The organism is Bradyrhizobium sp. SRS-191 (assembly GCF_024586915.1).
GTDB lineage: Bacteria > Pseudomonadota > Alphaproteobacteria > Rhizobiales > Xanthobacteraceae > Bradyrhizobium.
The window spans coordinates 124,951-148,188 of the sequence record NZ_JANBVS010000008.1 but is presented as its reverse complement, the minus strand read 5'-3'; the positions used below and the strand labels follow the sequence as shown (position 1 = coordinate 148,188).

General features: G+C 64.7%; 21 protein-coding genes. 11 read left to right on the top strand and 10 right to left on the bottom strand.

Annotated elements, in window-relative coordinates; translation table 11 throughout:
• The first annotated feature begins 165 nt into the window (after positions 1 to 165).
• The gene (gene secB / locus NLR35_RS16605) at positions 166 to 654 is read left to right on the top strand and encodes a protein-export chaperone SecB (RefSeq protein WP_257167606.1); all 489 of its coding nucleotides are present in this window, start codon (positions 166 to 168) and stop codon (positions 652 to 654) included.
• Positions 655 to 712: 58 nt separating this feature from the next.
• On the opposite strand, the gene dnaQ is transcribed toward secB, so the two are convergent.
• Genes dnaQ through NLR35_RS16585 form a run of 4 tightly spaced genes read right to left on the bottom strand, consistent with a single transcriptional unit; the run spans position 713 to position 3,537 of the window.
• Entirely contained in the window at positions 713 to 1,411 is a 699-nt protein-coding gene (gene dnaQ, locus NLR35_RS16600; protein ID WP_257167605.1) for a DNA polymerase III subunit epsilon, read from the bottom strand.
• Positions 1,412 to 1,444: 33 nt separating this feature from the next.
• Positions 1,445 to 2,044 (bottom strand): dephospho-CoA kinase, encoded by a 600-nt coding sequence (coaE, locus tag NLR35_RS16595; RefSeq protein ID WP_257167604.1) that lies wholly within the window; start codon positions 2,042 to 2,044, stop codon positions 1,445 to 1,447.
• Positions 2,045 to 2,078: 34 nt separating this feature from the next.
• Positions 2,079 to 2,687 (bottom strand): Maf family protein, encoded by a 609-nt coding sequence (locus NLR35_RS16590; protein WP_257167766.1) that lies wholly within the window; start codon positions 2,685 to 2,687, stop codon positions 2,079 to 2,081.
• A gap of 10 nt (positions 2,688 to 2,697) precedes the next feature.
• Positions 2,698 to 3,537 (bottom strand): pyruvate, water dikinase regulatory protein, encoded by an 840-nt coding sequence (locus NLR35_RS16585; protein ID WP_257167603.1) that lies wholly within the window; start codon positions 3,535 to 3,537, stop codon positions 2,698 to 2,700.
• 414 nt (positions 3,538 to 3,951) lie between these two features.
• Between NLR35_RS16585 and hemJ the strand changes: the two genes are divergently transcribed.
• The 7 genes from hemJ (at position 3,952) to NLR35_RS16550 (ending at position 12,377) form a co-directional block, all read left to right on the top strand.
• Positions 3,952 to 4,374: a protoporphyrinogen oxidase HemJ gene (gene hemJ / locus NLR35_RS16580; protein WP_257167602.1), complete on the top strand. Its 423-nt coding sequence runs from the start codon at positions 3,952 to 3,954 to the stop codon at positions 4,372 to 4,374.
• A gap of 238 nt (positions 4,375 to 4,612) precedes the next feature.
• Positions 4,613 to 5,878 (top strand): transcription termination factor Rho, encoded by a 1,266-nt coding sequence (gene rho, locus NLR35_RS16575; RefSeq protein WP_257167601.1) that lies wholly within the window; start codon positions 4,613 to 4,615, stop codon positions 5,876 to 5,878.
• A 391-nt stretch (positions 5,879 to 6,269) separates the two neighbouring features.
• Complete coding sequence (gene mnmE / locus NLR35_RS16570) at positions 6,270 to 7,604, top strand: tRNA uridine-5-carboxymethylaminomethyl(34) synthesis GTPase MnmE (RefSeq protein ID WP_257167599.1); 1,335 nt, start codon at positions 6,270 to 6,272, stop codon at positions 7,602 to 7,604.
• A gap of 274 nt (positions 7,605 to 7,878) precedes the next feature.
• A complete protein-coding gene (gene mnmG, locus NLR35_RS16565; protein ID WP_257167598.1) occupies positions 7,879 to 9,756 on the top strand; it encodes a tRNA uridine-5-carboxymethylaminomethyl(34) synthesis enzyme MnmG in 1,878 nt (625 codons plus the stop codon).
• A 24-nt stretch (positions 9,757 to 9,780) separates the two neighbouring features.
• On the top strand, positions 9,781 to 10,437 hold the full coding sequence (gene rsmG, locus NLR35_RS16560; RefSeq protein ID WP_257167597.1) for a 16S rRNA (guanine(527)-N(7))-methyltransferase RsmG: 657 nt from the start codon (positions 9,781 to 9,783) through the stop codon (positions 10,435 to 10,437).
• 31 nt (positions 10,438 to 10,468) lie between these two features.
• Positions 10,469 to 11,320, top strand: a complete 852-nt coding sequence (locus NLR35_RS16555; protein ID WP_257167596.1) for a ParA family protein — start codon at positions 10,469 to 10,471, stop codon at positions 11,318 to 11,320.
• Positions 11,321 to 11,480: 160 nt separating this feature from the next.
• Positions 11,481 to 12,377, top strand: a complete 897-nt coding sequence (locus tag NLR35_RS16550) for a ParB/RepB/Spo0J family partition protein (RefSeq protein ID WP_257167595.1) — start codon at positions 11,481 to 11,483, stop codon at positions 12,375 to 12,377.
• Positions 12,378 to 12,827: 450 nt separating this feature from the next.
• On the opposite strand, the gene holA is transcribed toward NLR35_RS16550, so the two are convergent.
• The 3 genes from holA to leuS are packed head-to-tail and all read right to left on the bottom strand — an operon-like array spanning position 12,828 to position 17,031.
• Positions 12,828 to 13,856 (bottom strand): DNA polymerase III subunit delta, encoded by a 1,029-nt coding sequence (gene holA / locus NLR35_RS16545; RefSeq protein ID WP_257167594.1) that lies wholly within the window; start codon positions 13,854 to 13,856, stop codon positions 12,828 to 12,830.
• Between the two features lie 18 nt (positions 13,857 to 13,874).
• On the bottom strand, positions 13,875 to 14,426 hold the full coding sequence (gene lptE, locus NLR35_RS16540) for an LPS assembly lipoprotein LptE (protein ID WP_257167593.1): 552 nt from the start codon (positions 14,424 to 14,426) through the stop codon (positions 13,875 to 13,877).
• On the bottom strand, positions 14,413 to 17,031 hold the full coding sequence (gene leuS, locus NLR35_RS16535) for a leucine--tRNA ligase (protein WP_257167592.1): 2,619 nt from the start codon (positions 17,029 to 17,031) through the stop codon (positions 14,413 to 14,415). The genes lptE and leuS overlap by 14 nt, the downstream gene beginning before the upstream one ends.
• Positions 17,032 to 17,355: 324 nt before the next feature.
• Between leuS and NLR35_RS16530 the strand changes: the two genes are divergently transcribed.
• Positions 17,356 to 18,342 carry a GGDEF domain-containing protein gene (locus NLR35_RS16530; RefSeq protein WP_257167765.1) on the top strand — a complete coding sequence of 329 codons (987 nt, stop codon included), beginning with the start codon at positions 17,356 to 17,358 and terminating at the stop codon, positions 18,340 to 18,342.
• A 26-nt stretch (positions 18,343 to 18,368) separates the two neighbouring features.
• Here NLR35_RS16530 and NLR35_RS16525 read toward each other — a convergent pair whose 3' ends face one another.
• Positions 18,369 to 20,066 carry a diguanylate cyclase domain-containing protein gene (locus tag NLR35_RS16525; protein ID WP_257167591.1) on the bottom strand — a complete coding sequence of 566 codons (1,698 nt, stop codon included), beginning with the start codon at positions 20,064 to 20,066 and terminating at the stop codon, positions 18,369 to 18,371.
• 127 nt (positions 20,067 to 20,193) lie between these two features.
• On the opposite strand from NLR35_RS16525, the gene NLR35_RS16520 reads away from it, so the two are divergent.
• Entirely contained in the window at positions 20,194 to 20,877 is a 684-nt protein-coding gene (locus NLR35_RS16520) for a YggS family pyridoxal phosphate-dependent enzyme (protein ID WP_257167590.1), read from the top strand.
• Positions 20,878 to 20,901: 24 nt separating this feature from the next.
• On the opposite strand, the gene NLR35_RS16515 is transcribed toward NLR35_RS16520, so the two are convergent.
• A complete protein-coding gene (locus NLR35_RS16515; protein WP_257167589.1) occupies positions 20,902 to 21,687 on the bottom strand; it encodes a 2-keto-4-pentenoate hydratase in 786 nt (261 codons plus the stop codon).
• Between the two features lie 20 nt (positions 21,688 to 21,707).
• Entirely contained in the window at positions 21,708 to 22,229 is a 522-nt protein-coding gene (locus NLR35_RS16510; protein WP_257167588.1) for a L,D-transpeptidase, read from the bottom strand.
• Positions 22,230 to 22,505: 276 nt separating this feature from the next.
• Here NLR35_RS16510 and NLR35_RS16505 point away from each other — a divergent pair, with 276 nt between their 5' ends.
• Positions 22,506 to 23,192 carry a response regulator transcription factor gene (locus tag NLR35_RS16505; protein WP_006612692.1) on the top strand — a complete coding sequence of 229 codons (687 nt, stop codon included), beginning with the start codon at positions 22,506 to 22,508 and terminating at the stop codon, positions 23,190 to 23,192.
• The last annotated feature ends 46 nt before the right edge of the window (positions 23,193 to 23,238 follow it).

The following is a 23,238-nucleotide window of genomic DNA, read 5'->3' as shown; positions in this document are numbered from 1 at the left end:
TCTCTCGTTCCGCCCTGGCGCCGATGCGACAAATAGAGGCATGCCTACCGAAACAGCCGTCTTCCTGGTCTTGACGGCGTCCTCGGCTCGTCCTTGTGGAACAAGCCGGCCCTATGGTAGCCACGCGCCGCAACGATCCGCCCTTTGTGCCAGGAGAACACTTCAATGACCAACGGTAACGGCGCCACCCCCGAGGCGGCCCCTCCTCCTCAACTCAACGTGCTGGCGCAATACATCAAGGATCTCTCGTTCGAGAACCCGAACGCGCCGCAGTCGCTGGCCCCCCAGGGCCAGGCGCCGCAGATCAACATCCAGATCAATGTCGGCGCCAACGCTCTGAACGAGAGCGAATATGAGGTGACCCTGACGATCGAGGGCAAGGCCGAGAGCGGCAGCCAGGTCATGTTCAGCTTCGAGCTGGTCTATGGCGGCGTGTTCCGGCTGGTCAACGTTCCCCAGGAGCACCTGTCACCGATGCTGCTGATCGAGTGCCCGCGGCTGCTGTTCCCGTTCGCGCGCGAGATCGTTGCCAATTCGGTCCGCGACGGCGGCTTCCCACCCTTGATGCTCGACCCGGTCGATTTCGTCAGCCTGTACCGGCAGAACATGGAGCGTCAGGCCGCGGCCCAGGGCGTGCAGACCCTTCAGAGCTGATCCGTTAAGATTTTACCGTCGATGATTGAGGGGCGTGGTCCGCGGCCGAAGCCGGGGATCACGACCCCGCTAGAAATTCCATCCAGATCGGCTTGTCGCCCAGGGTGGCAATGAAGGCACGATGTGCCTCGCGCTCCGCATCGGTCACCCGCGGAGCCAGCGGGACGTCGCGCTGCCGGCGTGGCGTATCACCGCCAACGCCGATCCGGATCTCCTGCGTCTCCTGAGTCAAGATCAGCTGCGACTGCCGGGCGCCGACCAGGTCGACATAGACCTCGGCCAGCAGCTCGGCGTCGAGCAGCGCGCCGTGCTTGGTGCGGCGCGAATTGTCGATCGCATAGCGCGAGCACAGATCATCGAGCCGGTTCGACACGCCCGGATGCTTGCGCCGCGCCAGCATCAGAGTGTCGACCAGTCGCTCGCGCGGTATCGCCGCGCGCTTCGCCCGATCCAGCTCGGCATTGATGAAGCCGATGTCGAAGGACGCGTTGTGGATCACCAGCGGCGCGTCGCCGATGAACTCCAGGAAGTCCTCGACCACCTCGTGGAACAGCGGCTTGTCCGCCAGGAACTCGCTCGACAGGCCGTGCACCGCGAACGCCTCCGCCGGCATGTCGCGCTCGGGATTGATGTAGACGTGGAAGACTTGGCCCGTCGGCATGCGGTTGATGATTTCGACACAGCCGATCTCGACCAGGCGGTCGCCGCGCAGGGGGTCGAGGCCGGTGGTTTCGGTGTCGAGGACGATCTCACGCATGGCTAAGTCCGTGGCTGAAGGGGCGCGTTCGAATCAGCCGCGCCGCCGCGGCATCTTAACGACCTCGGCCAGGATGTCGCGGATGCGCGCGCGTACGGGATCGAGCCCGTGCGAGGTATCCACGACGAAATCGGCGCGCGCGCGTTTTTCGGCATCCGGCATCTGCCGCGCCAACAAGGCGTCGAGCGCCTCTTCCGTCATGGTGCCGCGCGCCAAAATGCGCTGACGCTGAATCTCCGGTGAGGTCGACACCACGACGACGGCGTCGACGCGCTTGTCGCCGCCAGTCTCGAACAGCAGCGGGACATCGACGACCGCGACCGGCACACCGGACTGCTCCGCCTGATCCAGAAACGCCTGGTGATAGGAGCGCAGCATCGGATGCACGATCGCCTCGAGCCGGCGAATGGCGTCGGGATTGCCGACCACCTTGGCCGACAGCTTGGGCCGGTCGACCCGGCCGTCGACGGTGGTGCCGGGAAACGCCGCTTCGATCGCCGGCGCGGCCTCGCCTTCGTAGACCTTATGAACAGTGGCATCGGCGTCGTAGACGGGAACGCCGGCTTCCGCGAACAGCTTGGCCGTCGTCGACTTGCCCATCCCCATCGAGCCGGTCAGCCCCAGCACTCTCATCCGCGATCGCTCCAAAGGTCGGTCCGGCGCCGGCTCAGAACCTGAGCAGCCTGGCTTCACGGAAGAAGGCCAGCAACGGCAGCAGCGGCAGGCCGAGGATGGTGAAGTGATCGCCGTCGATGCGGTCGAACAGATGCACGCCAAGAGCTTCGAGCTGATAGGCGCCGACACTCGACATGACCGAGGGGCCGGCCGAGTCCACATAGGTCGCGACGTCGCTTTCGGTGAGCGTCCGCATCGTCATCCAGGCCACGGCAACATGGGAGAACAGCACCTCACCGTTGCGCACGACCGAGATCGCCGAATGCAGCGCATGGGTTCGTCCGGCGAGCGCCAGCAGCTGATGCATGGCCTGCTGTCGGCCCGCCGGCTTGTTGAACATGCGTTCGCCGAGCGCCAGCGTCTGGTCGGCGCCGACGACATAGCAATTGGGCCTGATCGCCGAAACCGCCTGCGCCTTGGCCGTCGACAAATGGAGAGCGATCTCATAGGGCGCGACCAGGCCGGCCTCGGCCTGGATCGCACGCTCGTCGATGTCGGCCGGCACCGCCTCGCAGGCCAGACCGGCGTTTTCGAGCAGCATGCGTCGCGCCCGGCTCTGCGACGCCAGAACGAGCTTCTCGTCAGCACACCATGGAGAGATCATCGTCAGCTCATTCCGGCAGACGCTGCCGCTGCCGGTCGGTATAGAGTTTCAGGATCGCGGCCGCCGTCTCCTCGATCGAACGGCGCGTCACGTCGAGCATCACCCAGTTGAATTTTGCACTGAGCTTGCGCGCATAGGCGACCTCGTCGGTCACCGACTGCTTGTCGACATAGTTCTCGTTGCCGGATTCCGCACCCATGCTGAGCAGCCGATTTTGCCGCACCTGGATCAGCCGTTCCGGCGTCGCATGCAGGCTGACCACCAGCGGCTTCTTCAGCGTCTCCAGCTGGTGCGGAATCGGAATGCCTGGGACCAGCGGCACGTTGGCCGTCCGCACGCCGCGGTTGGCGAGATAGATCGAGGTCGGCGTCTTCGACGTCCTGGACACGCCGACCAGCACGACATCGGCATCCTCCAGCCCGTCGACCATCTGGCCGTCATCATGGAGCATCGTGTAGTTCAGCGCGTCGATGCGCGCGAAATATTCGGCGTTCAGCACGTGCTGCGCGCCGACCCGGCCCGCGGTCGAGGCGCCGAGATAGGCCTCGAACAGCTGCATCACCGGGCCGATGATCGACAGGCTCGGAATGTTGATCTGCTGGCACTTCGCCTCGAGCCTGGAGACCAGGTCCTTCTCGAGCAGGGTGAACAGCACGATTCCCGGCGCTTCCTCGATCTCGTCGAGCACGCGATCGAGCTGCTTCTGGCTGCGCACCAGCGGATAGACATGCTCGACGGGGGTCACGTTGGCGTATTGCGCAGCGACGGCTCGCGCAACCGTGATCAGGGTTTCGCCGGTTGAGTCGGAAACCAGATGCAGGTGAAAGTAATTGCCGGTGGTGGGCATCAAGTCCTTAACGATCTGTGAATCCCTGTGAAGGATGGGGCCAAAAAGCCGCCATGGCCTGCCCCCTTGGGATAACCCCGAATCTTCTGCACATGGTCGCCGTCCGGGAAAACGAACCGCCACGCGCCGATGATATCGGGACAAGGTTCGTTTGTCTTGGGATAAGCTGTCGAGGCTTTTCGGCAAGCATTTGAATCACATCGGACTCGGCTTCCGATCGATGTTCGGTCCGCGCCTGTTGAAGGATGTGAACAAGCTGCGCGAAAGAGGCGGATGGAATTGCATGAGTCCAATCCACCGCTACCTAGACTCAAACCCTAAGATTCTAAAATTATTTGGTTTGGAAGCGATCGAGCGAGCGGATATGTCTCGCCTCCCAATAGTGACCATCCGGTTAAGGGATCGCGATATCCAATGTACGAGTGGATCAAGGCGCTGCACGTCATTGCCGTCATCGCCTGGATGGCCGGGATGCTCTATCTGCCCCGTCTGTTCGTATATCACTGCGAGGCGGAGATCGGCTCGAAGCAGTCCGAGACCTTCAAGGTCATGGAGCGCCGTCTGCTGAAGGCGATCATCAACCCGGCGATCACCGTCACCTGGCTGGCCGGATTGTATCTGGTATGGGCCGGCCACTGGTATACCAGTGGCTGGTTCCACGCCAAGTTCCTGCTGGTGCTGATCATGTCGGGCGTCCATGGTCTGTTCACCCGCTGGGTCCGGGAATTCGGCAACGACCAGAATACGCGTAGCCAGAAGTTCTATCGTATTATCAATGAAGTACCGACTGTACTCATGATCGGTGTGGTGATTCTCGTGATCGTCAAGCCGTTCTGACCTGTTGCCTGAGAATACCGCGTCGCCCGAGATGGCTTGCGGACGGCGGCGCGATTTTCTATATTGGGGATATCCCACCCCACGCAGGCGGATGTGGTTGCGTTCCGGCTTGACCGGCCGCCGCATCAGGTCTGGCGCCTCCTTGGCGCCAACCTTGCTCAGACCTGCGGACCTCATTTCGTCCGCCTTCCCACAGCCACCTCGCATCCCTCCCAAGTCGCTCCACAGGACCACCCCCATGCGGGAAATCAAACTACAGGACCTCAAGTCAAAGACGCCGGCCGAGCTCGTCTCCTTCGCGGAGGAAAACGGGGTCGAGAACGCCAGCACGATGCGCAAGCAGGAGCTGATGTTCGCCATCCTGAAGCAGCTCGCGATCCAGGAAATCGACATCATCGGTGAGGGCGTCGTCGAGGTTCTCTCTGACGGCTTCGGCTTTCTGCGCTCGCCGGATGCGAACTACCTGCCGGGTCCAGACGACATCTACGTCTCGCCCTCGCAGATCCGCCGCTTCGGCCTGCGCACCGGCGACACCATCGAAGGGCACATCCGCAGTCCGAAAGAGGGCGAGCGTTATTTCGCGCTGCTCAAGGTCAACACGCTGAACTTCGAGGATCCCGAGAAGTCCAAGCACAAGGTCAATTTCGACAACCTGACGCCGCTGTTTCCGGATGAGCGCTTCCGGCTCGAGATCGAGGACGCGACACGGAAGGACCTGTCGTCGCGCGTCATCGACATCGTGGCTCCGATCGGCAAGGGGCAGCGCGCCCTGATCGTGGCGCCGCCGCGCACCGGCAAGACGGTGCTGATGCAGAACATCGCGCACTCGATCACGGCCAATCATCCCGAGTGCTACCTGATCGTGCTGCTGATCGACGAGCGGCCCGAGGAAGTCACGGACATGCAACGCTCGGTCAAGGGCGAGGTCGTGTCGTCGACCTTCGACGAGCCGGCGGTGCGCCACGTCCAGGTCGCGGAAATGGTGATCGAGAAGGCCAAGCGCCTGGTCGAGCACGGTCGCGACGTCGTCATTCTGCTGGATTCGATCACGCGTCTCGGCCGTGCCTACAACACCGTCGTGCCGTCCTCCGGCAAGGTGCTGACCGGCGGTGTCGACGCCAACGCGCTGCAGCGCCCGAAGCGCTTCTTCGGTGCCGCCCGTAACATCGAGGAAGGCGGCTCGCTGACCATCATCGCCACCGCGCTGGTCGATACCGGCAGCCGCATGGACGAGGTCATCTTCGAAGAGTTCAAGGGCACCGGCAACTCCGAGCTCATCCTCGACCGCAAGGTCGCGGATAAGCGGACCTTCCCGGCGATCGACATCGCCCGCTCCGGCACCCGCAAGGAAGAGCTCATCACCGAGTCGCAGAACCTCAAGAAGATGTACGTGCTCCGCCGCATCCTCAATCCGATGGGCACGATGGACGCGATCGACTTCCTGCTCGACAAGCTCCGCAGCACCAAGAGCAACTCGGAGTTCTTCGAGTCGATGAACACCTGATCGGGTTACGATCGCAGGATTTGGAAAGGGCGCTCTTCGGGGCGCCCTTTTTGTTTGTGGGCCTGAGGATCTTGTCTGCGGCGTTGCGTGGAAGTGCGGTACCCATTGCTCGTCATGCCCGGGCTTGACCCGGGCATCGACGCCAAGCGCTCGAAGGATGATGTTGCCTACCCAAGTGGGGTGGGCCAGGACAAATTCAGATCCAGGCCTGCGCTCGGCTCATCTCCCAGCGAAGTGCATGCGCGGTGACGCCTCGTCCTTCGAGACGTTGCTACGCTGCTCCTCAGGATGAGGGTTGAGGGTTTGATATGTCGGGCGCGTCATCGGCCGGCGTAAAGCATGCCGGTGCAAACCGATTGTCTTTCGGCGCAGCCGAGCCCAACTGAGTTTCATGCATCCTCACGACCAGACCATCTTCGCGCTGTCCTCCGGACGTCTGCCCAGCGCGATCGCGATCGTCAGACTGTCCGGTCCGCACGCGGGCGTGGCGCTTCAAGCCTTGGCCGGAAAGATGCCGGCACCGCGGATAGCGACGCGCGCCCTGCTCCGCGACCGCCAGGGCGATCCGCTGGACGATGCCGTGGTGCTGTGGTTTCCGGGTCCCGCCAGCGCGACCGGCGAGGATGTCGCCGAGCTGCATGTCCATGGCAGTCGAGCCGTGATCGCGACGCTGTTCGCCGCATTGTCCGGCATGCCCGGGCTGCGTCCGGCCGAGCCGGGCGAGTTCACCCGGCGCGCGTTCGAGAACGGCAAGATCGATCTGACCGAGGCCGAGGGCCTCGATGATCTCATCCATGCCGACACGGAACGGCAACGGCGGCAGGCGTTGCGGCAGCTCAAGGGTCTGCTGGGTGACAAGGCGCGACACTGGCGTGACCAGATCATCGAGGCCGCGGCGCTGATCGAAGCCGGGATCGACTTTGCCGATGAAGGCGACGTGCCGGCGGAGTTGATGGCTCCAGCCTTGTCCCGGATCGAACAGCTCCTGGGTGAGATCGAGTCCGTGCTGGCCGCGCAGGGCCGGGCCGAACGGCTGCGCGACGGATTGACGGTCGTCATTGCTGGCCCGCCGAATGCCGGCAAGTCGACCTTGATGAACCAGCTGGCACGCCGTGAGGTGGCGATCGTCTCGCCGCATGCCGGCACGACGCGCGATCTCATCGAGGTCCCCCTCGACCTCGATGGCTATCCGGTGACGGTGATCGACACCGCCGGCATTCGGGAGACCGATGACCCGGTCGAGCAGGAGGGGGTGCGACGGGCGCGAGACCGCGCCGCTCATGCAGACCTGGTGTTGTGGTTGTCGGACGACGACCAGGCGAAGGCCGAGCCACAGGGGTCGACGCCGGTCTGGCTGATCCGCAACAAGATCGATGTGACCGGAGCGGAGGCGCGCGTTCAGGCCGCCCAGGATCACAAGCCCATTGTCCGGATCTCCGCGAGAAGCGGAGAGGGACTGGGGGGACTACTGGAGGCTCTGATCGGCTTTGCCCGCGATTACTTTGGCGCGACGGAGAACGGCCTGATCACCCGGGAGCGGCAGCGGACGCTCCTCCGGGACACGGCCGTTGCGCTTCGCCGGAGCATGGCGGCGGTCGATCTCGGCGAGGAGCTCATAGCGGAAGAGTTGCGGATCGCCGCTCTGGCGCTGGGACGATTATTGGGGCGGGTCGATGTCGAGGATCTGCTCGATGTCATCTTCCGGGAGTTCTGCATTGGGAAGTAGGGGCCGGACGGGAGCGCAGCGGGCGTCTCGGAGGACAAGCGCGATGCAGACCCTTTCCCGTCGGTTCATGCTTAATGAAACGTTGCCTGGTTAACGGATCCTCAATCGTTTCACGTGAAACAGTGTTCTCGGGGAACCCGTGACGTGTTTCACGTGAAACAACTCGCTTCAGACCCGCCGTATTGTTTCACGTGAAACAGCCCGCGCCTCTGCCGCCGAATGTTTCACGTGAAACGTCTTCCGAGCGTCGCCCCCAAGCGCTAGATCAATGTCCATGAGTGAACATCCCACATCCTACGACGTCATCGTCATTGGCGGCGGCCATGCCGGCTGCGAGGCGGCTGCCGCCTCCGCGCGCATGGGCGCTCGAACCGCTTTGGTCACGCATCAGTTCGCGACCATCGGCGCCATGTCCTGCAACCCGGCGATCGGCGGGCTGGGGAAGGGACATCTGGTGCGCGAGGTCGACGCTCTCGATGGTCTGATGGGCCGGGTCGCCGACGCCGGTGGGATCCAGTTTCGAGTTTTGAACCGGCGCAAGGGTCCGGCCGTCCGCGGCCCTCGCGCCCAGGCCGACCGGAAGCTCTATGCCGCGGCAATGCAGACGGCGATCCGTGCGACGACCAATCTAACCGTCGTCGAAGGCGAAGCCGACGAGTTGCTCGCCGCCGAGGGCCGCGTGATCGGTCTGAAGCTGGCGGATGGCCGGGCGCTCGGCTGCGGCGCGGTGGTCATCACCACGGGCACGTTCCTGCGCGGCCTGATCCATTTGGGAGAGCGAACCTGGCCGGCGGGCCGGGTCGGCGAGGCGCCGGCCTTGGGCCTGTCGCGATCCCTCGAAGCGATCGGGTTTCGGCTCGGCCGTCTCAAGACCGGGACGCCGCCGCGTCTGGACGGCACGACCATCGACTGGACCGCTGTCGAGATGCAGCCGGGTGATGATCCGGCCGAACCGTTCTCGGTCTTGACCGAGAAGATCACCACCCCGCAGATCCAATGCGGCATCACCCGGACGACGACCGCGACCCACGATGTGATCCGCGCCAATGTGCATCGCTCGCCGATGTACTCCGGGCAGATCAAGTCGACCGGCCCGCGCTACTGTCCGTCGGTCGAGGACAAGATCGTCCGGTTCGGCGACCGCGATGGCCACCAGATCTTCCTCGAGCCCGAGGGGCTCGACGACAGCACGGTCTACCCGAACGGCATCTCCACCTCGCTGCCGGAGGAGGTCCAGCTGGCGCTGCTGCCGACGATCCCTGGCCTCGAGCGGGTCCGAATGATCCGTCCGGGCTACGCCATCGAGTATGACCACGTCGATCCGCGCGAGCTCGAGCCGACGCTCCAGACCAAGCGCATGAAGGGCCTGTTTCTGGCGGGTCAGATCAATGGCACGACGGGATATGAAGAAGCGGCGGCTCAGGGTCTGGTCGCCGGGCTCAACGCGGCGCTGGTGGCGGGAAGCGGGGAGCCGATCGTGTTCGATCGTGCCGACGGCTATCTCGGCGTGATGATCGACGACCTGGTGACACGCGGGATCACCGAGCCGTACCGGATGTTCACGTCGCGGGCCGAGTATCGGCTGACCCTGCGGGCCGACAATGCCGACCGGCGGCTGACCGACAAGGGCATCGCACTTGGCTGCGTTGGCGATGATCGTGCGCGTTTTCATCGGCGCAAGATGGAGGCGCTGGAGGCGGCCCGCATCGTCGCCAAGTCGCTGACGATCACGCCCAACGAAGCCGCCAAGCATGGGCTGACCCTGAATCGGGATGGACAGCGGCGCTCGGCGTTCGAGCTGATGGCCCATCCGGAAATCGGGTTCTCCGAGGTGCGGTCGATCTGGCCGGAGCTCGGCGCGATCCATCCAGCGATCGCCGCCCATCTCGAGATCGATGCAAAATATGATGTCTACGTCCGTCGGCAGAGCGAGGATGTCGAAGCCTTCCGCCGCGACGAGGGTCTGGTGCTCGGCGACGTCGACTACGCTCTTGTCCCGGGGCTGTCGAATGAGGCGCGGGCCAAGCTGACGGCGGCGAAGCCGTGGACGATCGGGCAGGCGGGCCGGATCGACGGGATGACCCCGGCAGCGCTCGGGATCCTGGCCGCGTATCTGCGCCGGGAAGCGCGGCATAACAAGGTCGCGGGCTGAGGGGCGTTTCACGTGAAACGAGCAATGTCCCATGCGGCGCCTGACGCCCTCAAAGCCGACAAGGCCGAGGCGCTCGCGTTGACGCCCGTTTCACGTGAAACGGAACAGCGACTTGATCGCTATATCTCGCTCCTGTTGGAGTGGCAGGCCAAAACCAACCTGGTCTCGCCATCGACTCTGCCGCATCTCTGGACCCGCCACATCGCCGACTCGCTGCAGCTTCTCGATCTGGCGCCCGACGCCAAAATCTGGGTCGACCTCGGCAGCGGCGGTGGCTTCCCCGGCGTCGTGCTGGCTTGCGCACTGGCCGAGCGACCGGGCGCCCAGGTTCATCTGGTCGAGCGCATCGCCAAGAAGGCGGCGTTTCTGCGCGAGGCAATTCGCGTCACCGGCTCACCGGGGATCGTGCATTTGTCAGAGATCGGGGATATCGTGGAGAAGTGGAGCGGGCGAGTCGATTGCGTGACCGCACGCGCGCTGGCTCCGCTACACCAACTCATCGGCTTTGCGGAGCCCTTGGTGAAAAAAGGCGCGAAAGCGCTGTTTCTCAAGGGTCAAGATGTAGAAGCGGAATTGACCGAATCTACTAAGTATTGGAAAATTGAGCCGAAACTTCATTCCAGCCGGACGGGCGGGCAGGGCTGGATCGTCGCAATCGATTGCATCGAGCGACAAAGCTGAATTCCCGCAGCAACAACCATGGCGACCGCGCATGTCCGTAATTGATCAGATTTATCAAGAAGATAGGGCTCCGCACCCGGAGGGGCATCCGCGCATCCTGGCGCTCGCCAACCAGAAGGGCGGGGTCGGCAAGACCACGACCGCGATCAACCTGGGCACCGCGCTGGCCGCGATCGGCGAGCGCGTGCTGATCGTCGACCTCGATCCGCAGGGCAACGCCTCGACCGGCCTCGGCATCGATCGCGGCAGCCGCAACTGCTCGACCTATGACGTGTTGATCGGCGAGGCTTCGCTGCGCGACGCCGTCGTGGCGACCGCCGTGCCGCGGTTGCATATCGCCTCGTCGACGATGGACTTGTCCGGCCTCGAGCTCGAGCTCGGCAACAGCGCCAACCGCGCCTTCCGTCTGCGCGATGCGATCGCCGGCCTCAACAACAACGTCTCGCCGGAGAACGACTACACCTATGTGCTGGTCGACTGTCCGCCGTCGCTGAACCTGCTGACGGTCAACGCGATGGCCGCCTCCGATGCGATCCTGGTGCCGCTGCAGTGCGAGTTCTTCGCGCTCGAAGGTCTGTCGCAGCTGCTGCAGACCGTCGAGCAGGTGCGCTCGACCTTGAACCCGAACCTGTCGATCCACGGCATCGTGCTCACCATGTTCGACTCGCGCAACAACCTGTCCAACCAGGTCGTCGCCGACGTCCGCCAGTTCATGGGATCGAAGGTCTACAACACGATGATCCCGCGCAACGTGCGCATCTCGGAAGCGCCGTCCTACGGCAAGCCGGTGTTGGTCTATGACCTGAAGTGTGTCGGCAGCGAAGCCTATCTGAAGCTCGCGACCGAGGTCATCCAGCGCGAGCGCGACCTGCGCGCCAACTGATCAACGCCTTGGCTCCGGATGACCTAGCGTTATCCGGACCTCTTTCGAGGATGACGGCGAATTCCGGCAGCGGGATTCGCCATCCCTTTTTATTGCGCCGGCGCAGCAGCTCGGCTGCAGGACGCGAGTGGAGCGTGACGTGAATCCAAAGGAGAAGGCGATGGCGGACGAGTCGCGATCGCGTTTGGGCCGCGGCCTTGCAAGTCTGATTGGTGACGTCGGCCGTGAGGCCGGCGCGCCGCCGGAGCGGCCGCGCAATCAGCGCAAGGTGCCGATCGAGTTTCTCAAGCCGAACCCGCGCAACCCGCGCAAGACGTTTTCCGACGGCGAGTTGGCCGAGCTCTCCGCCTCGATCAAGCAGCACGGCGTGATCCAGCCGATCGTGGTGCGGCCGGTGAAGGGCCAGCAGGATCGCTGGGAGATCATCGCCGGCGAGCGCCGCTGGCGGGCGTCGCAGGCCGCCGGCCTGCACGAGGTGCCGATCGTTCCCGTCGATGTCAGCGACAGCGATGCGCTGGAGCTCGCGATCATCGAGAACGTGCAGCGCGAGGACCTCAACCCGATGGAAGAGGCGCAGGGCTATCACGCGCTCGCCAACGAGTTCAAACGCAACCAAGAAGAGATCGCCAAGATCGTCGGCAAGAGCCGCAGTCACGTCGCCAACATGATGCGGCTGACCAAGCTGCCGGCGGAGGTGCAGGGCTTCATCGCGACCGGCGAGATCTCGGCCGGTCATGCACGCGCACTGATCAACCTCCCGGACCCGATGTCGGCGGCGAAGAAGATCATCGCGGAAGGACTGAACGTCCGTCAGACCGAGGCGCTCGCGCATGAGGAGGGCGTGCCGGAGCGCAAGCCGCAGAAGCCGCGCAGCTCGGGTGGCAGCGCCACGCCAGAGAAGAAGGACGCCGACACGCTGGCGCTGGAGAAGCGCGTCGGCGACGCGCTCGGCCTCACGCTGTCGATCAGCCACCGCGATCCCGGCGGCACCGTGCAGATCACCTACCGCAGTCTCGAGCAGCTCGACGAGGTGATGCGACGGCTGGAGCAGGGTTAGTTAGTTGTGAGCTCGCGGCGCTGACCGGGTCCCCGCGCCGCGCCTCAGGCTATCATGAGTTTGTTGCTCCACTCTCACCTTCGTCATGGCCGGGCTTGACCCGGCCATCCATCTTTCGAGAGAACTCGTTCGAAGTGGATGGATGCCCGGGTCAAGCCCGGCCATGACGAGTTATTAGTTTCTCGGATGACCGTTAGGCCAACAAAGACCCGGTTGGTCGTCGTGTCCTAGTCTTGGCTACTGGGGTGATCTCAGGTTTCTCCTCCGTCATTCCGGGGCGCCCGAAGGGCGAACCCGGAATCCATCAGGCCGCATCATCTGTCGTGAAATGGATTCCGGGCTCGCGCTGCGCGCGCCCCGGAATGACAGCAGAGATGGGCCGCCGTCTTGGGTTCATTCGGGCCGATGTGCTCGACACCGAACTCTGACGGAGTCAGCGCCGGACCCCACTCACCCCTTCCGCCGCGCCGCGACCGCGATCGACAGCAACGTCCGCTGCGCGATGGCGGCGGCGAGGCCGGGCTGCTTGCGCATATCCAGCGCGGCGGTCGCCAGTTGATCGATGATCGGCAGCAGCCGGGCAGGGGAGAAGTTGCGCAGCGCCGTTTCCGCGCTTGGCTTGCGCGAGAAGTGCAGCCGCGGGAAGCCGCCTTCGAGGATGGACGAGACCGGCGTGCCCGAAGCCACCGCGAGCGCCGATTTGTGCAGCCATGCCGCATGCCGCTGCGCCGCTGAGATGATGACGCCGGGATAGGTGCCCGCGATCATCGCCTTGCCGAACTCGGTCTCGACCACGTCGGGCTTGCCGCCGAAGGCGCCGTCGACGATCGGGTCGAGCTTCATCTCCGAGGCGTCGGCGACCACGGCCATGACATGGTCGAGCGTCACCTCGCCTTCGCCGTGGGCGAACAGGGTCAGCTTGCGCACTTCGTTGCGCGACGCCTGCCGGTCGCCGCCGAGCAGCGCCATCAGATAGGCGCGAGCGTCCTGCGAGATGCGCAAATTGGCGATGCGCAATTCGTCGTCGATCAGCTTGGCGAGATCGCGCTCGGTGTCCGGATAGCAGCCGATCGCCACCGCGGAGGCCGCCTTCTCGCAGATCTTGCGCAACGGCGAGTCGGGCCGGATGTCGCCGGCCTCGATGACGATGCGGCAGTCCCGCACGTTCATCTGGGTGAGCGTTTCGACGCCGCTGGCAAATGCCCGCGAGCCGGCGCGAACGCGAATCGCGCGGCGGCCGCCGAACAGCGGCACGGTCATGGCCTCGTCGACCAGGCGCGACGGCCCGGCCGCGAGCTCGTCGCCGTCGAGCCGGACCACGGAAAACGGATCATTGGGATTGTCGACGGCAGAAGCGATCAGCGCCTCGGCCCGTTCGCGGACCAGGCCCGCATCCGGCCCGTACAGCAGGATCAGCGGACGAGCGGCGTCCGGCTTGGCAAGGAAGGCGTCGATGTCTCGTCCGCGCAGCGCGACCACGGCGGTGTCAGCCGTGCGTCAGGTGCCCGCGGTGAAATAGGCCGCGAGCCGCGTCTTGATCTTCTCCGCAACCTCCTCGGAGGCGCGGTCCTCGGCATCGTTGAACGCGCGCTGCCGGGCGAAGCGCTGGTAGGAGCCGGGGATGTCGTAGGACGTGCGCGCGAAGGTCGTACCGGTCATGACCGACTTGTTGGTGGCCAGCTCGACCAGATTGTACTGCACGTCGATGCCGACATTCTCGGTGGTCGGCAGACCGGTGGTCTGCGACACGATCAGAGACGACCGGCTCGTCTGGAACCGCAGCACTAGCTTGTGGGTCGGAGCCGTGCCGGTGGCGGTGCCGTAAAGCTTGAAGGCGAGCGAGTTGCGGATGGCGACGCCGAGCCGTGCCTCGGGCGAGGCGTTCGGCTTGTCGACCGGCGGCAGCTCGATGCCCATGAGCTTGTCCCGCAGAGCCGGCGTGCCGTCGGCATGCTCGGCATACATCGGCTGGAAGCAGCCAGCCGTCAGCCCAGCCAACGCGGCCACGGCAAGCAGCCGTGCAGCGATCCGAAACCTAGCCGACGACATTCACGATCCTCTTGGGAACAATGATCACCTTGCGGACGGGCTTGCCATCCAGCGCCAGTTTTACTGCATCGAGGGCCAAAACGGCAGACTCAATTTCCGGATTCTGCGCGTTGCTGGCGACTGTGACTTCTCCGCGCTTCTTGCCGTTGACCTGCACGACCAGGGTCATGCTGTCCTCAACCAGCAAATCTCGTTCGATTTGCGGCCAGGAGGCCTCGGAGATCAGCCCGGAGTGACCCAGCACCTGCCAGCATTCCTCGGCCAGATGCGGCATCATCGGCGAGAACAGCTGCACCAGGATGCCTGCGGCCTCGCGGATGGCCCAGGCCAAGTCCGGCGCCGGCTTGGCCGGCTTCGCCAGCACGTCGGCCAGCGCATTGGCGAATTCGCGGATATGCGCCAGACAGACATTGAAGTGCAGCCGCTCGATGCCGCCGGTCACCTTGTCGAGCGCGCCATGCGCGGCCTTGCGCAGCGCCAGCGCATCCGGACCAAAGCTGGCCGGCCGGGAGGAGGGGGCCTCGGCGGACGCTGCGATCGATTCGTTGACCAGCCGCCAGAGGCGCTGGACGAAACGTGCCGCACCCTGGACCCGCTCGTCGCTCCAGATCACGTCGCGATCCGGCGGCGAGTCCGACAGCATGAACCAGCGGGCGACGTCGGCGCCGTAGCTCTCGATGATGTCGTCGGGGTCGACGGTGTTCTTCTTCGACTTAGACATCTTCTCGATCGGCCCGATCGTGATGTCCTCGCCGGTCGCGGTCAGCACCGCCCGACGGCCGTTGCCGCCGACCTCGATCTTGACCTCGGCTGGATTGACGAAGGTGCCGTCGGCCTTCTGGTAGGTCTCGTGCACCACCATGCCCTGCGTGAACATGCCGGCGAACGGCTCGTCCATCGCCACGTGCCCGGTGGCCTTCATCGCCCGGGTGAAGAAGCGGCTGTAGAGCAGATGCAGGATCGCGTGCTCGACGCCGCCGATATACTGGTCGACCGGCATCATGCGGTTGGCGACATCTGGCGTCGTCGGCGCGTTCTCGTTCCACGGATCGGTGAAGCGCGCGAAGTACCAGGACGAATCCACGAAGGTGTCCATGGTGTCGGTCTCGCGCGTCGCCTTGCCCCCGCATTTCGGGCAGGTGACGTGCTTCCAGGTCGGATGGTGATCGAGCGCGTTGCCCGGCTTGTCGAAGGTGACGTCGTCGGGCAGCACGACAGGCAGATCCTGCGCCGGAACGATATCGCAGGTCGGGCAGTGGATCACCGGGATCGGGCAGCCCCAATAGCGCTGCCGCGAAATGCCCCAGTCGCGCAGGCGGAAATTGACCTGGCGCTCACCGACCGGCGAGCCGCCGCGCTGCTCGGTCTCCAGCCGCTTCGCGACTTCGTCCTTGGCCTGCGCGATCGTCATGCCGTCGAGGAAGCGCGAATTGATCAGCCGGCCGTCGCCGTCGAACGCGGTATCGGTGATGACGAAGCTCGCCGGGTCCTGTCCCTCGGGGCAGACCACCGGCGTGTTGCCGAGGCCGTATTTGTTGACGAAGTCGAGGTCGCGCTGGTCATGCGCCGGACAGCCGAAGATGGCGCCGGTGCCGTATTCCATCAGCACGAAGTTCGCGACATAGACCGGCAGCGTCCAGCTCGGGTCGAACGGATGCACGGCGCGGATGCCGGTATCAAAACCCTGCTTCTCCGCGGTGTCGATCGCCTCCTGCGCGGTGCCGATGCGCTTGATCTCGGCAATGAACGCGGCGAGCTCCGGGTTCTTGGCGGCGGCCGCCTGGGCCAGCGGATGGTCCGCCGAGATCGCCATGAACTTGGCGCCGAACAGCGTGTCGGGCCGCGTCGTGAAGATCTTCAGCTCGGTCTCGCCGGCCGGCGTCGTCTTTGCATCCAGCGCGAAACGGATCAGCAGGCCCTCGGAGCGGCCGATCCAGTTGCGCTGCATCAGCCTGACCTTGTCGGGCCAGCGGTCCAGGCCATCGAGCGCGTCCAGCAGTTCCTGCGAGTACTTCGTGATCTTGAACACCCACTGGTTCATCTCACGCTGTTCGACCACCGCACCGGAGCGCCAGCCGCGGCCGTCGATGACCTGCTCGTTGGCGAGCACGGTCATGTCGACCGGATCCCAATTGACCTTGCGCTTCTCGCGTTCGACCAGCCCGGCTTGCAGGAAGTCGAGGAACATCTTCTGCTGGTGTTTGTAGTAGGACGGGTCGCAGGTGGCGAACTCGCGGGCCCAGTCGAGCGACAGGCCGATCGAGCGCAGCTGCTTCTTCATCGCGGCGATGTTGTCGTAGGTCCACGCCTTTGGCGCCACCTTGCGCTCGATCGCGGCGTTCTCCGCCGGCAGGCCGAACGCGTCCCAGCCCATCGGATGCAGCACGTTGAAGCCCTTGGCGCGCATGAACCGCGCCAATACGTCGCCGAGCGTATAATTACGGACATGGCCGATATGGATGCGTCCCGACGGATAGGGAAACATCTCGAGTACGTAGTATTTCGGACGCGGATCGTCGTTCTTGGTGGCGAAGATCGCCTTTTCGTCCCACTGGCGCTGCCAGCGCGGCTCGGCTTCACGGGCGTTGTAGCGTTCGGATGTCATGGAATCGCTTGTAATTTTCGAGGATTCGCGTCGTTTCAAGACGGCGGACTAGGCCACAAAAGCAGCACGCGGGTCAATGGGGCGGCAGATGATGATACCATTTCGTGCAGCTGCTAAGCGACGGTAATCGCGAGTTTTTTTACGAGCCTCGCCGGGACTGTCGAAGGTCCGATTGAGGCACGGTTAAGACTTGAATGGGAGGATGAGTGCATACATCCAGGCATCTGCCCGCATCTGGGGTCACTCCACATCGTGTCCGGCGCTACGTACGACGAGCTTGACTTCGAGTACGCGACCACTGTCGCGGAAAAAGCCATGAAATCCATGGCACAACAGCGCGTGCCACCGACGCCTAACAACTTCCATCTGTGGTTCAAGTACTCACTCGGCTCGGCGTCCGACCTGAAGCGCGCGGTCGACATCCTGGTCAGCAACAAGCGCAAGTTCGACAAGACCACCAACCAGGCGCTGTTCGACACTTATGTCGGCCAGCAGGGCACGGAAGCGGCTGTCGTCCACAAAGTCTCGCAGCAGTTGCACGGCGTGATGGATTCAGCCAAGAGCTATCTCACGGCTGCCATCGCCGACAATCGAACGCATATGGAAGCGATCGACGGCGTTGCCGAACGTAGCGAGCAGGGCGTCGATCCGAAGATCCTGATCGAGAATCTCGTCAGCGAGCTCGCCCAGGCGACCGCGCGTGCCGCCAAGCTCGAAGCGAGCTTCGCCGAGAAGTCGCGCGAGCTCGACACCATCAGGGACTCGCTGAACAAGTCGGAGCAGCGCGCGCGCACCGATACGCTCACCGGCCTGCCGAACCGGCGCGCGCTCGAAGAGTTCTTCCGCCATGTCCAGATCGCGGCGATGGAGCAGGACGAGCCGCTCAGCATTCTCCTGATCGACGTCGACCACTTCAAGAAGTTCAACGACAATTACGGCCACGGCGTCGGCGATCAGGTGCTGCGTCTCGTCGCCAAGGCGCTGCGCGAACGCGTCCGCGACAACGACCTGCCCGCGCGCTATGGCGGCGAGGAACTGATCGCCGTGCTGCCGCAGACCGATCTCGAAGGCTGCTCCGCCATTGCCGAACGCATCCGCCGCACCATTGCGGATTGTCAGTTCACGCGCCGCTCCACCGGCGAGGTGCTGCCGCAGATCACCGTGTCGATCGGTGTCGGGCAATTCCAGTTCGGTGAATCCATGGCCGACCTGATCGATCGCTGCGACCGTGCGCTCTATCTTGCCAAGAAGCTCGGCCGCAATCGCGTGGTGACCGAGCTTGAGCTCGACCGCAAACTGGCGGTCGGCTGATCAATCACTGCGGAGATCGCGCCAGCTCAGCCGGCGCGGGCAACGTCCCTGTTGTCGTCCGCCACTTCGCCGAAGCCATGACCAACGACGGTGTTGCGCCCACGATGCTTGGCTGCATAGAGCGCAGCATCCGCCGCTTCGATCAGGTCGGCGGGCGTCAGTGAGTCGTTGGGCCGCGTCGCGGCGACGCCGACGCTCACGGTGACGCACTGGTGCGCCGATGTCGCATGCGGCAGCTCCAGCTCGAGCACGGCAGCGCGCACATGCTCGCCGACCTCGAGCGCCTGCCTGGCGTTCATGCCCGGCAACAGCAGGCAGAACTCCTCCCCGCCATAGCGGCCGGCAAAGGCCATCGTCGCATCCGCAATCTGCGCCAGCGTCTCGCCGAGTCGCGACAGGCAGGTGTCGCCCTCGGGATGACCATAGGTGTCGTTGTAGAGCTTGAAGTGATCGACATCGATCATCAGCAATGACAGGTCCGCGCCGGCCTGCTGCGCGCGCGTCCATTCGATGTCGATGCGGTTCTGGAAGCCGCGGCGGTTGGCGAGGCCGGAGAGCATGTCGATCGACGCCATCACCGTCAGCCGGTCATTGGCGGCGACCAGCTCGCGCTCGCGCTGGCCGAGCTTCGCGGCCATCGCGTTGAACGACTTCGCCAGCGGCACGAACTCCGACGGCAGATGCTTGGTCGCGACGCGCGCCGACCAGTGGCCATGGCCGAAGCGCTTGGCGGTCGCCGCGAGCATGCTGACGGGCTTCACGATCAGCTTCTCGGCAGCGATCAATGCGCCCAACAACACGATCAGGCAGACGAGGCCCGCCTGCAGATAGGCATTGCGGATCTCGCGGTCGATCGCGGCGGTGACACGGGTCTCGTCGATGCTGACGATGAGCCTCGATCCGCTGTCGGCGATGCGCGTGAAGGTGATCGCCCGCTTGGAGCCGTCGGCCGCGGTGAAACTCATCGTCTCACTCGGCTTGCTCGAACTCATCGCCGTTTCGGCAACGGCTGACAGCAGCGGCACGCTGTCGAGCGGCCGGCCGATCAGATCGGTCCGATCGGCGGGCGCCGCCAGCACGGTTCCCTCGCTGTCGATCAGCACCGCCGTGATGCCCGGGCGGCCGCCAAGATTGTTCATGATCTTGGACATCCATTCCAGGTTCACGCTGGCGAGCATCACCGCATCCGGCTCGCCGGTGATCGCACCGACCGGATAGGCGGCCATTACGATCGGCATGTGCGTCGGCTTCGACAGCAGATAGTCGCTGAACACGAAGTCGCGCGCTTCCTGCGCGCCGCGGAAGTACGGCCGGTCGCTGAAATCGAGGCCGACATATTGATTGTTGGTCGAGCACTGGATGCGGCCGTCGCGGCCGGCGATCATCAAGGTGCGGATCCAGGGCAGCGTGGCCGGCAGGCTGGCGCGCATCATGTCGCAACTGCGGCTGATGCCCGTGGCCGAGGCCCGGACATAGGCGGTCGACTTCAGCACCGTCTCGACCGACATGATGACCTCGCGCTGCATGTCGGCGCTTTGCCGGGCGAGAGCGAAGAATTCGTCGGATGCGAGTGCGATCTGCCGGGTTCGGGCGCCTTCCAGCGACCGGGCGCGTTCCAACATCAGTGGCGCGACCAGGATGAGGGCGAGCAGCGCCAGGCGCGCGCGAATCCCCATCAGCCGGTTCAGCTTCACTCTATTGCGATTGAAGCGGATGCTTGGCATTTCTCTCCCCCACCCCCGGTGAGGCAAGGTAAGGGGAAGGGTTCAAGAACCCTTTCTCGAACTCCGTAAAATTGCAGCCAAACCCGTAAATCTACCGACCCACATCGACCGACCTATGGGCGCCATCGTGACCGACGCATCGAACACACCCTCGTCTTCCGCCTCCGCGCTCGCCGCCGTCGAGCAGGAGATCCTGCGCGCCTGCACTGACGCCAGGCGCGATCGCGCGTCGGTGACCCTGATCGCGGTGTCGAAGACGTTCGCCGCCGACGCGATCGAGCCCGTCATCCTGGCGGGACAGCGCGAGTTCGGCGAAAACCGCGTTCAGGAAGCCAAGGGCAAGTGGCCGGCGCTGATCGACGCGCATCCGGGCCTGGTGCTGCACCTGATCGGGCCGTTGCAATCCAACAAGGCCAAGGAGGCGGTGGCGCTGTTCGACGCCATCCATTCGGTCGACCGGACGAGCCTCTGCGGCGCGCTCGCCAAGGAGATCGCCGCCCAGGGCCGGCACCCCAAACTGTTCGTCCAGATCAACACCGGCGAGGAGCCGCAGAAGGCGGGCATCGCGCCCGGCGATGCCGATGCCTTCATTGCCGCCTGCCGCAAGGATTATGGGCTCGAGATTTCCGGCCTGATGTGCATCCCGCCGGTCGACGAGGCGCCGGGTCCGCATTTCGCGCTGACGGCGAAGATCGCCGCCCGCAATGGCCTCGCCAATCTGTCGATGGGCATGAGCGCCGACTTCGCCACCGCCATCCAGTTCGGCGCCACCCATGTGCGGGTCGGCTCGGCGATCTTCGGCCACCGCTGAGGGCGACCGCCCCTCGCTGCTCGCCTATTCGAACCTGACCGAGACCCGCCCGAGGTCGCCGAAATCGGCGTCCATCACGTCGCCGCTGGCGATCGGCAGCGGCGGATGACAGGTTCCGGTCGTCACCACCTGTCCGGCCTGCGTCGTGATGCCGAGCGCACTGAGCTCGTTGACCAGCCATGCCAACGCCACGCGTGGATCGCCAAGCACGTTACGGCCATGGCCGATGAAGGTCTCTCCGCGCAGCGTGATCCGCGGCCGCTCCTCGACCAGGTCGCGGCTGCGCCAATCCGCCGTGGCCGGCTCGCCGAGCACGAACAGATGCGCGCAGGCGTTGTCGGCGATCAGCTGCGCCTCGCCGGCGCTGACGAAGTCCGCGAACCGCGAATCCGGGATCTCGATCGCCGGGTGCAGCGTCGCCACGGCGGCGAGCACCTCGCCGACATCATAAGGTGTCGGCCGCGGCGGCAGGTCGACACCGAGGCGGAAGGCGAATTCCGGCTCCGCGACGCGCATCGCGTTGCCGGCCATCGATGCGGTGCCGCCGGGCGGCAGCACGGTCTCGGCGAGGATCCGCCCGGCCATCGGGCCGGCGACGTTGATGTGGCGTTGCCCCGCCTCGCTGGTGGCGGCGATCTTCCAGCCGAACAATGGCTTGTCCGAGTGCCTCTCGAGCTCGGCCTGGATCGCATAGCCTTCCGCCCGGTCGCGCGGGCGCAGCTCCGGCGGAAGCTCCGAAAACTTGCTCCCTTGCCGCCAGTGCGAGCGCAGGATCGCCGAGGCGCCGGCAGGCTGATCGGTTGCGCGCATGATGTCCTCCCGGTGTCTTCTTATTCGATGACGATCCTGGTGCGCGGACCGATCCTTTGCAACAGCCGCAACATCGCCGGCCGGGTCATCGCCACGCAGCCCGCCGTCGGACCGAAATGCGGCCGCGCCAGATGCAGGAACACGGCGCTGCCGCGGCCGGCGATCCGGGGCATCGTGTTGTGGTCGATCTCGACGATGAAGTCGTAGAGGTGATCCTGGCGTGCCAGCCGGTCGCCGGGCTGGTCGCCGCGCAGCCGGATCGGCCGGTTGTAGTGACGGTCGGCGGGATCCTCGCACCAGGCATCTTCGGGGCCGATTGGCCGGACGGGTAGAGAGGTCTGCGGACGGGGATGGCGATCGGCGCGCCACCACAGCCGGCGCGGATAGAATGTGCCGCGCGGGGTGCCACCATCGCCCTCGCGCTTGTTGGCGAGGACGCCGCCGCGGCCGAGCGCCACCGGGATCACATGGCCCCAGACTTTCAGCCAGCCGCGCTGCCTGGACCCGGCAGCAGTGCGAATCGAGATCAGCCTCGCTGGCATACCAATCTACCTCGTCCATAAAGAGATGAAACAACATGCCTTTTCATTGCCGTGCATTGCCCGGCAATTGCCTTAATGTCGGCGAATGGTCCGCGGCGATGGTCGACCAGGACATTCATCGCATTCCCTGCCCAATTCTGGAGTAGAGTGGCTGGCGCTTGTGAATCGGTAACAGCCCCCTACTTCAAGACGGAACAGGGCTCATGAGCCTGTTTGCCCACCGCTGCGGCGCCCAATTCCCGGATTCCCGCCGGCGCCACCAAGAGGATTGTACCAATGGCCAATGCCCGCAAGATCCTGATCGTGGATGACGACACCGATCTGCGCGACACCCTGATGGAGCAGCTCTCGCTGCATGACGAATTCGAGGCCCAGGCCGTCGACACCGGCGCCAAGGGCGCCAGCGCGGCAAAGGCCAACTCACCCGACCTGGTCCTGATGGACGTCGGCCTGCCCGATACCGACGGTCGCGAGGTGGTGCGGTCCCTGCGCAAGGGCGGCTTCAAGGCCCCGATCATCATGCTGACCGGCCACGACACCGATTCGGATACGATCCTCGGGCTCGAATCCGGCGCCAATGATTACGTCGCCAAGCCCTTCCGCTTCGCGGTGCTGCTGGCCCGCATCCGTGCCCAGCTCCGCCAGCACGAGGCCAGCGAAGACGCCGTGTTTTCGGTTGGCCCGTACAGCTTCCGTCCGGGCTCGAAAATGCTGACCGGCGCCAATGCCCGCAAGGTCCGCCTGACCGAGAAGGAAACGGCGATCCTGCGCTTCCTGTACCGCGCCGGCCAGCAGCCGGTGTCGCGCGAGACCTTGCTGCAGGAAGTCTGGGGCTACAATTCCGGCGTCACGACCCATACGCTGGAGACCCATATTTACCGTCTCCGCCAGAAAATCGAGAAAGATGCCGCGAATCCAGAGATTCTGGTGACGGAGGCCGGTGGCTACAAGTTGGTGCCGTGATACGGTTCGGGGATGGCGGTCTGCCGTCTATGATATTGGTTCCATT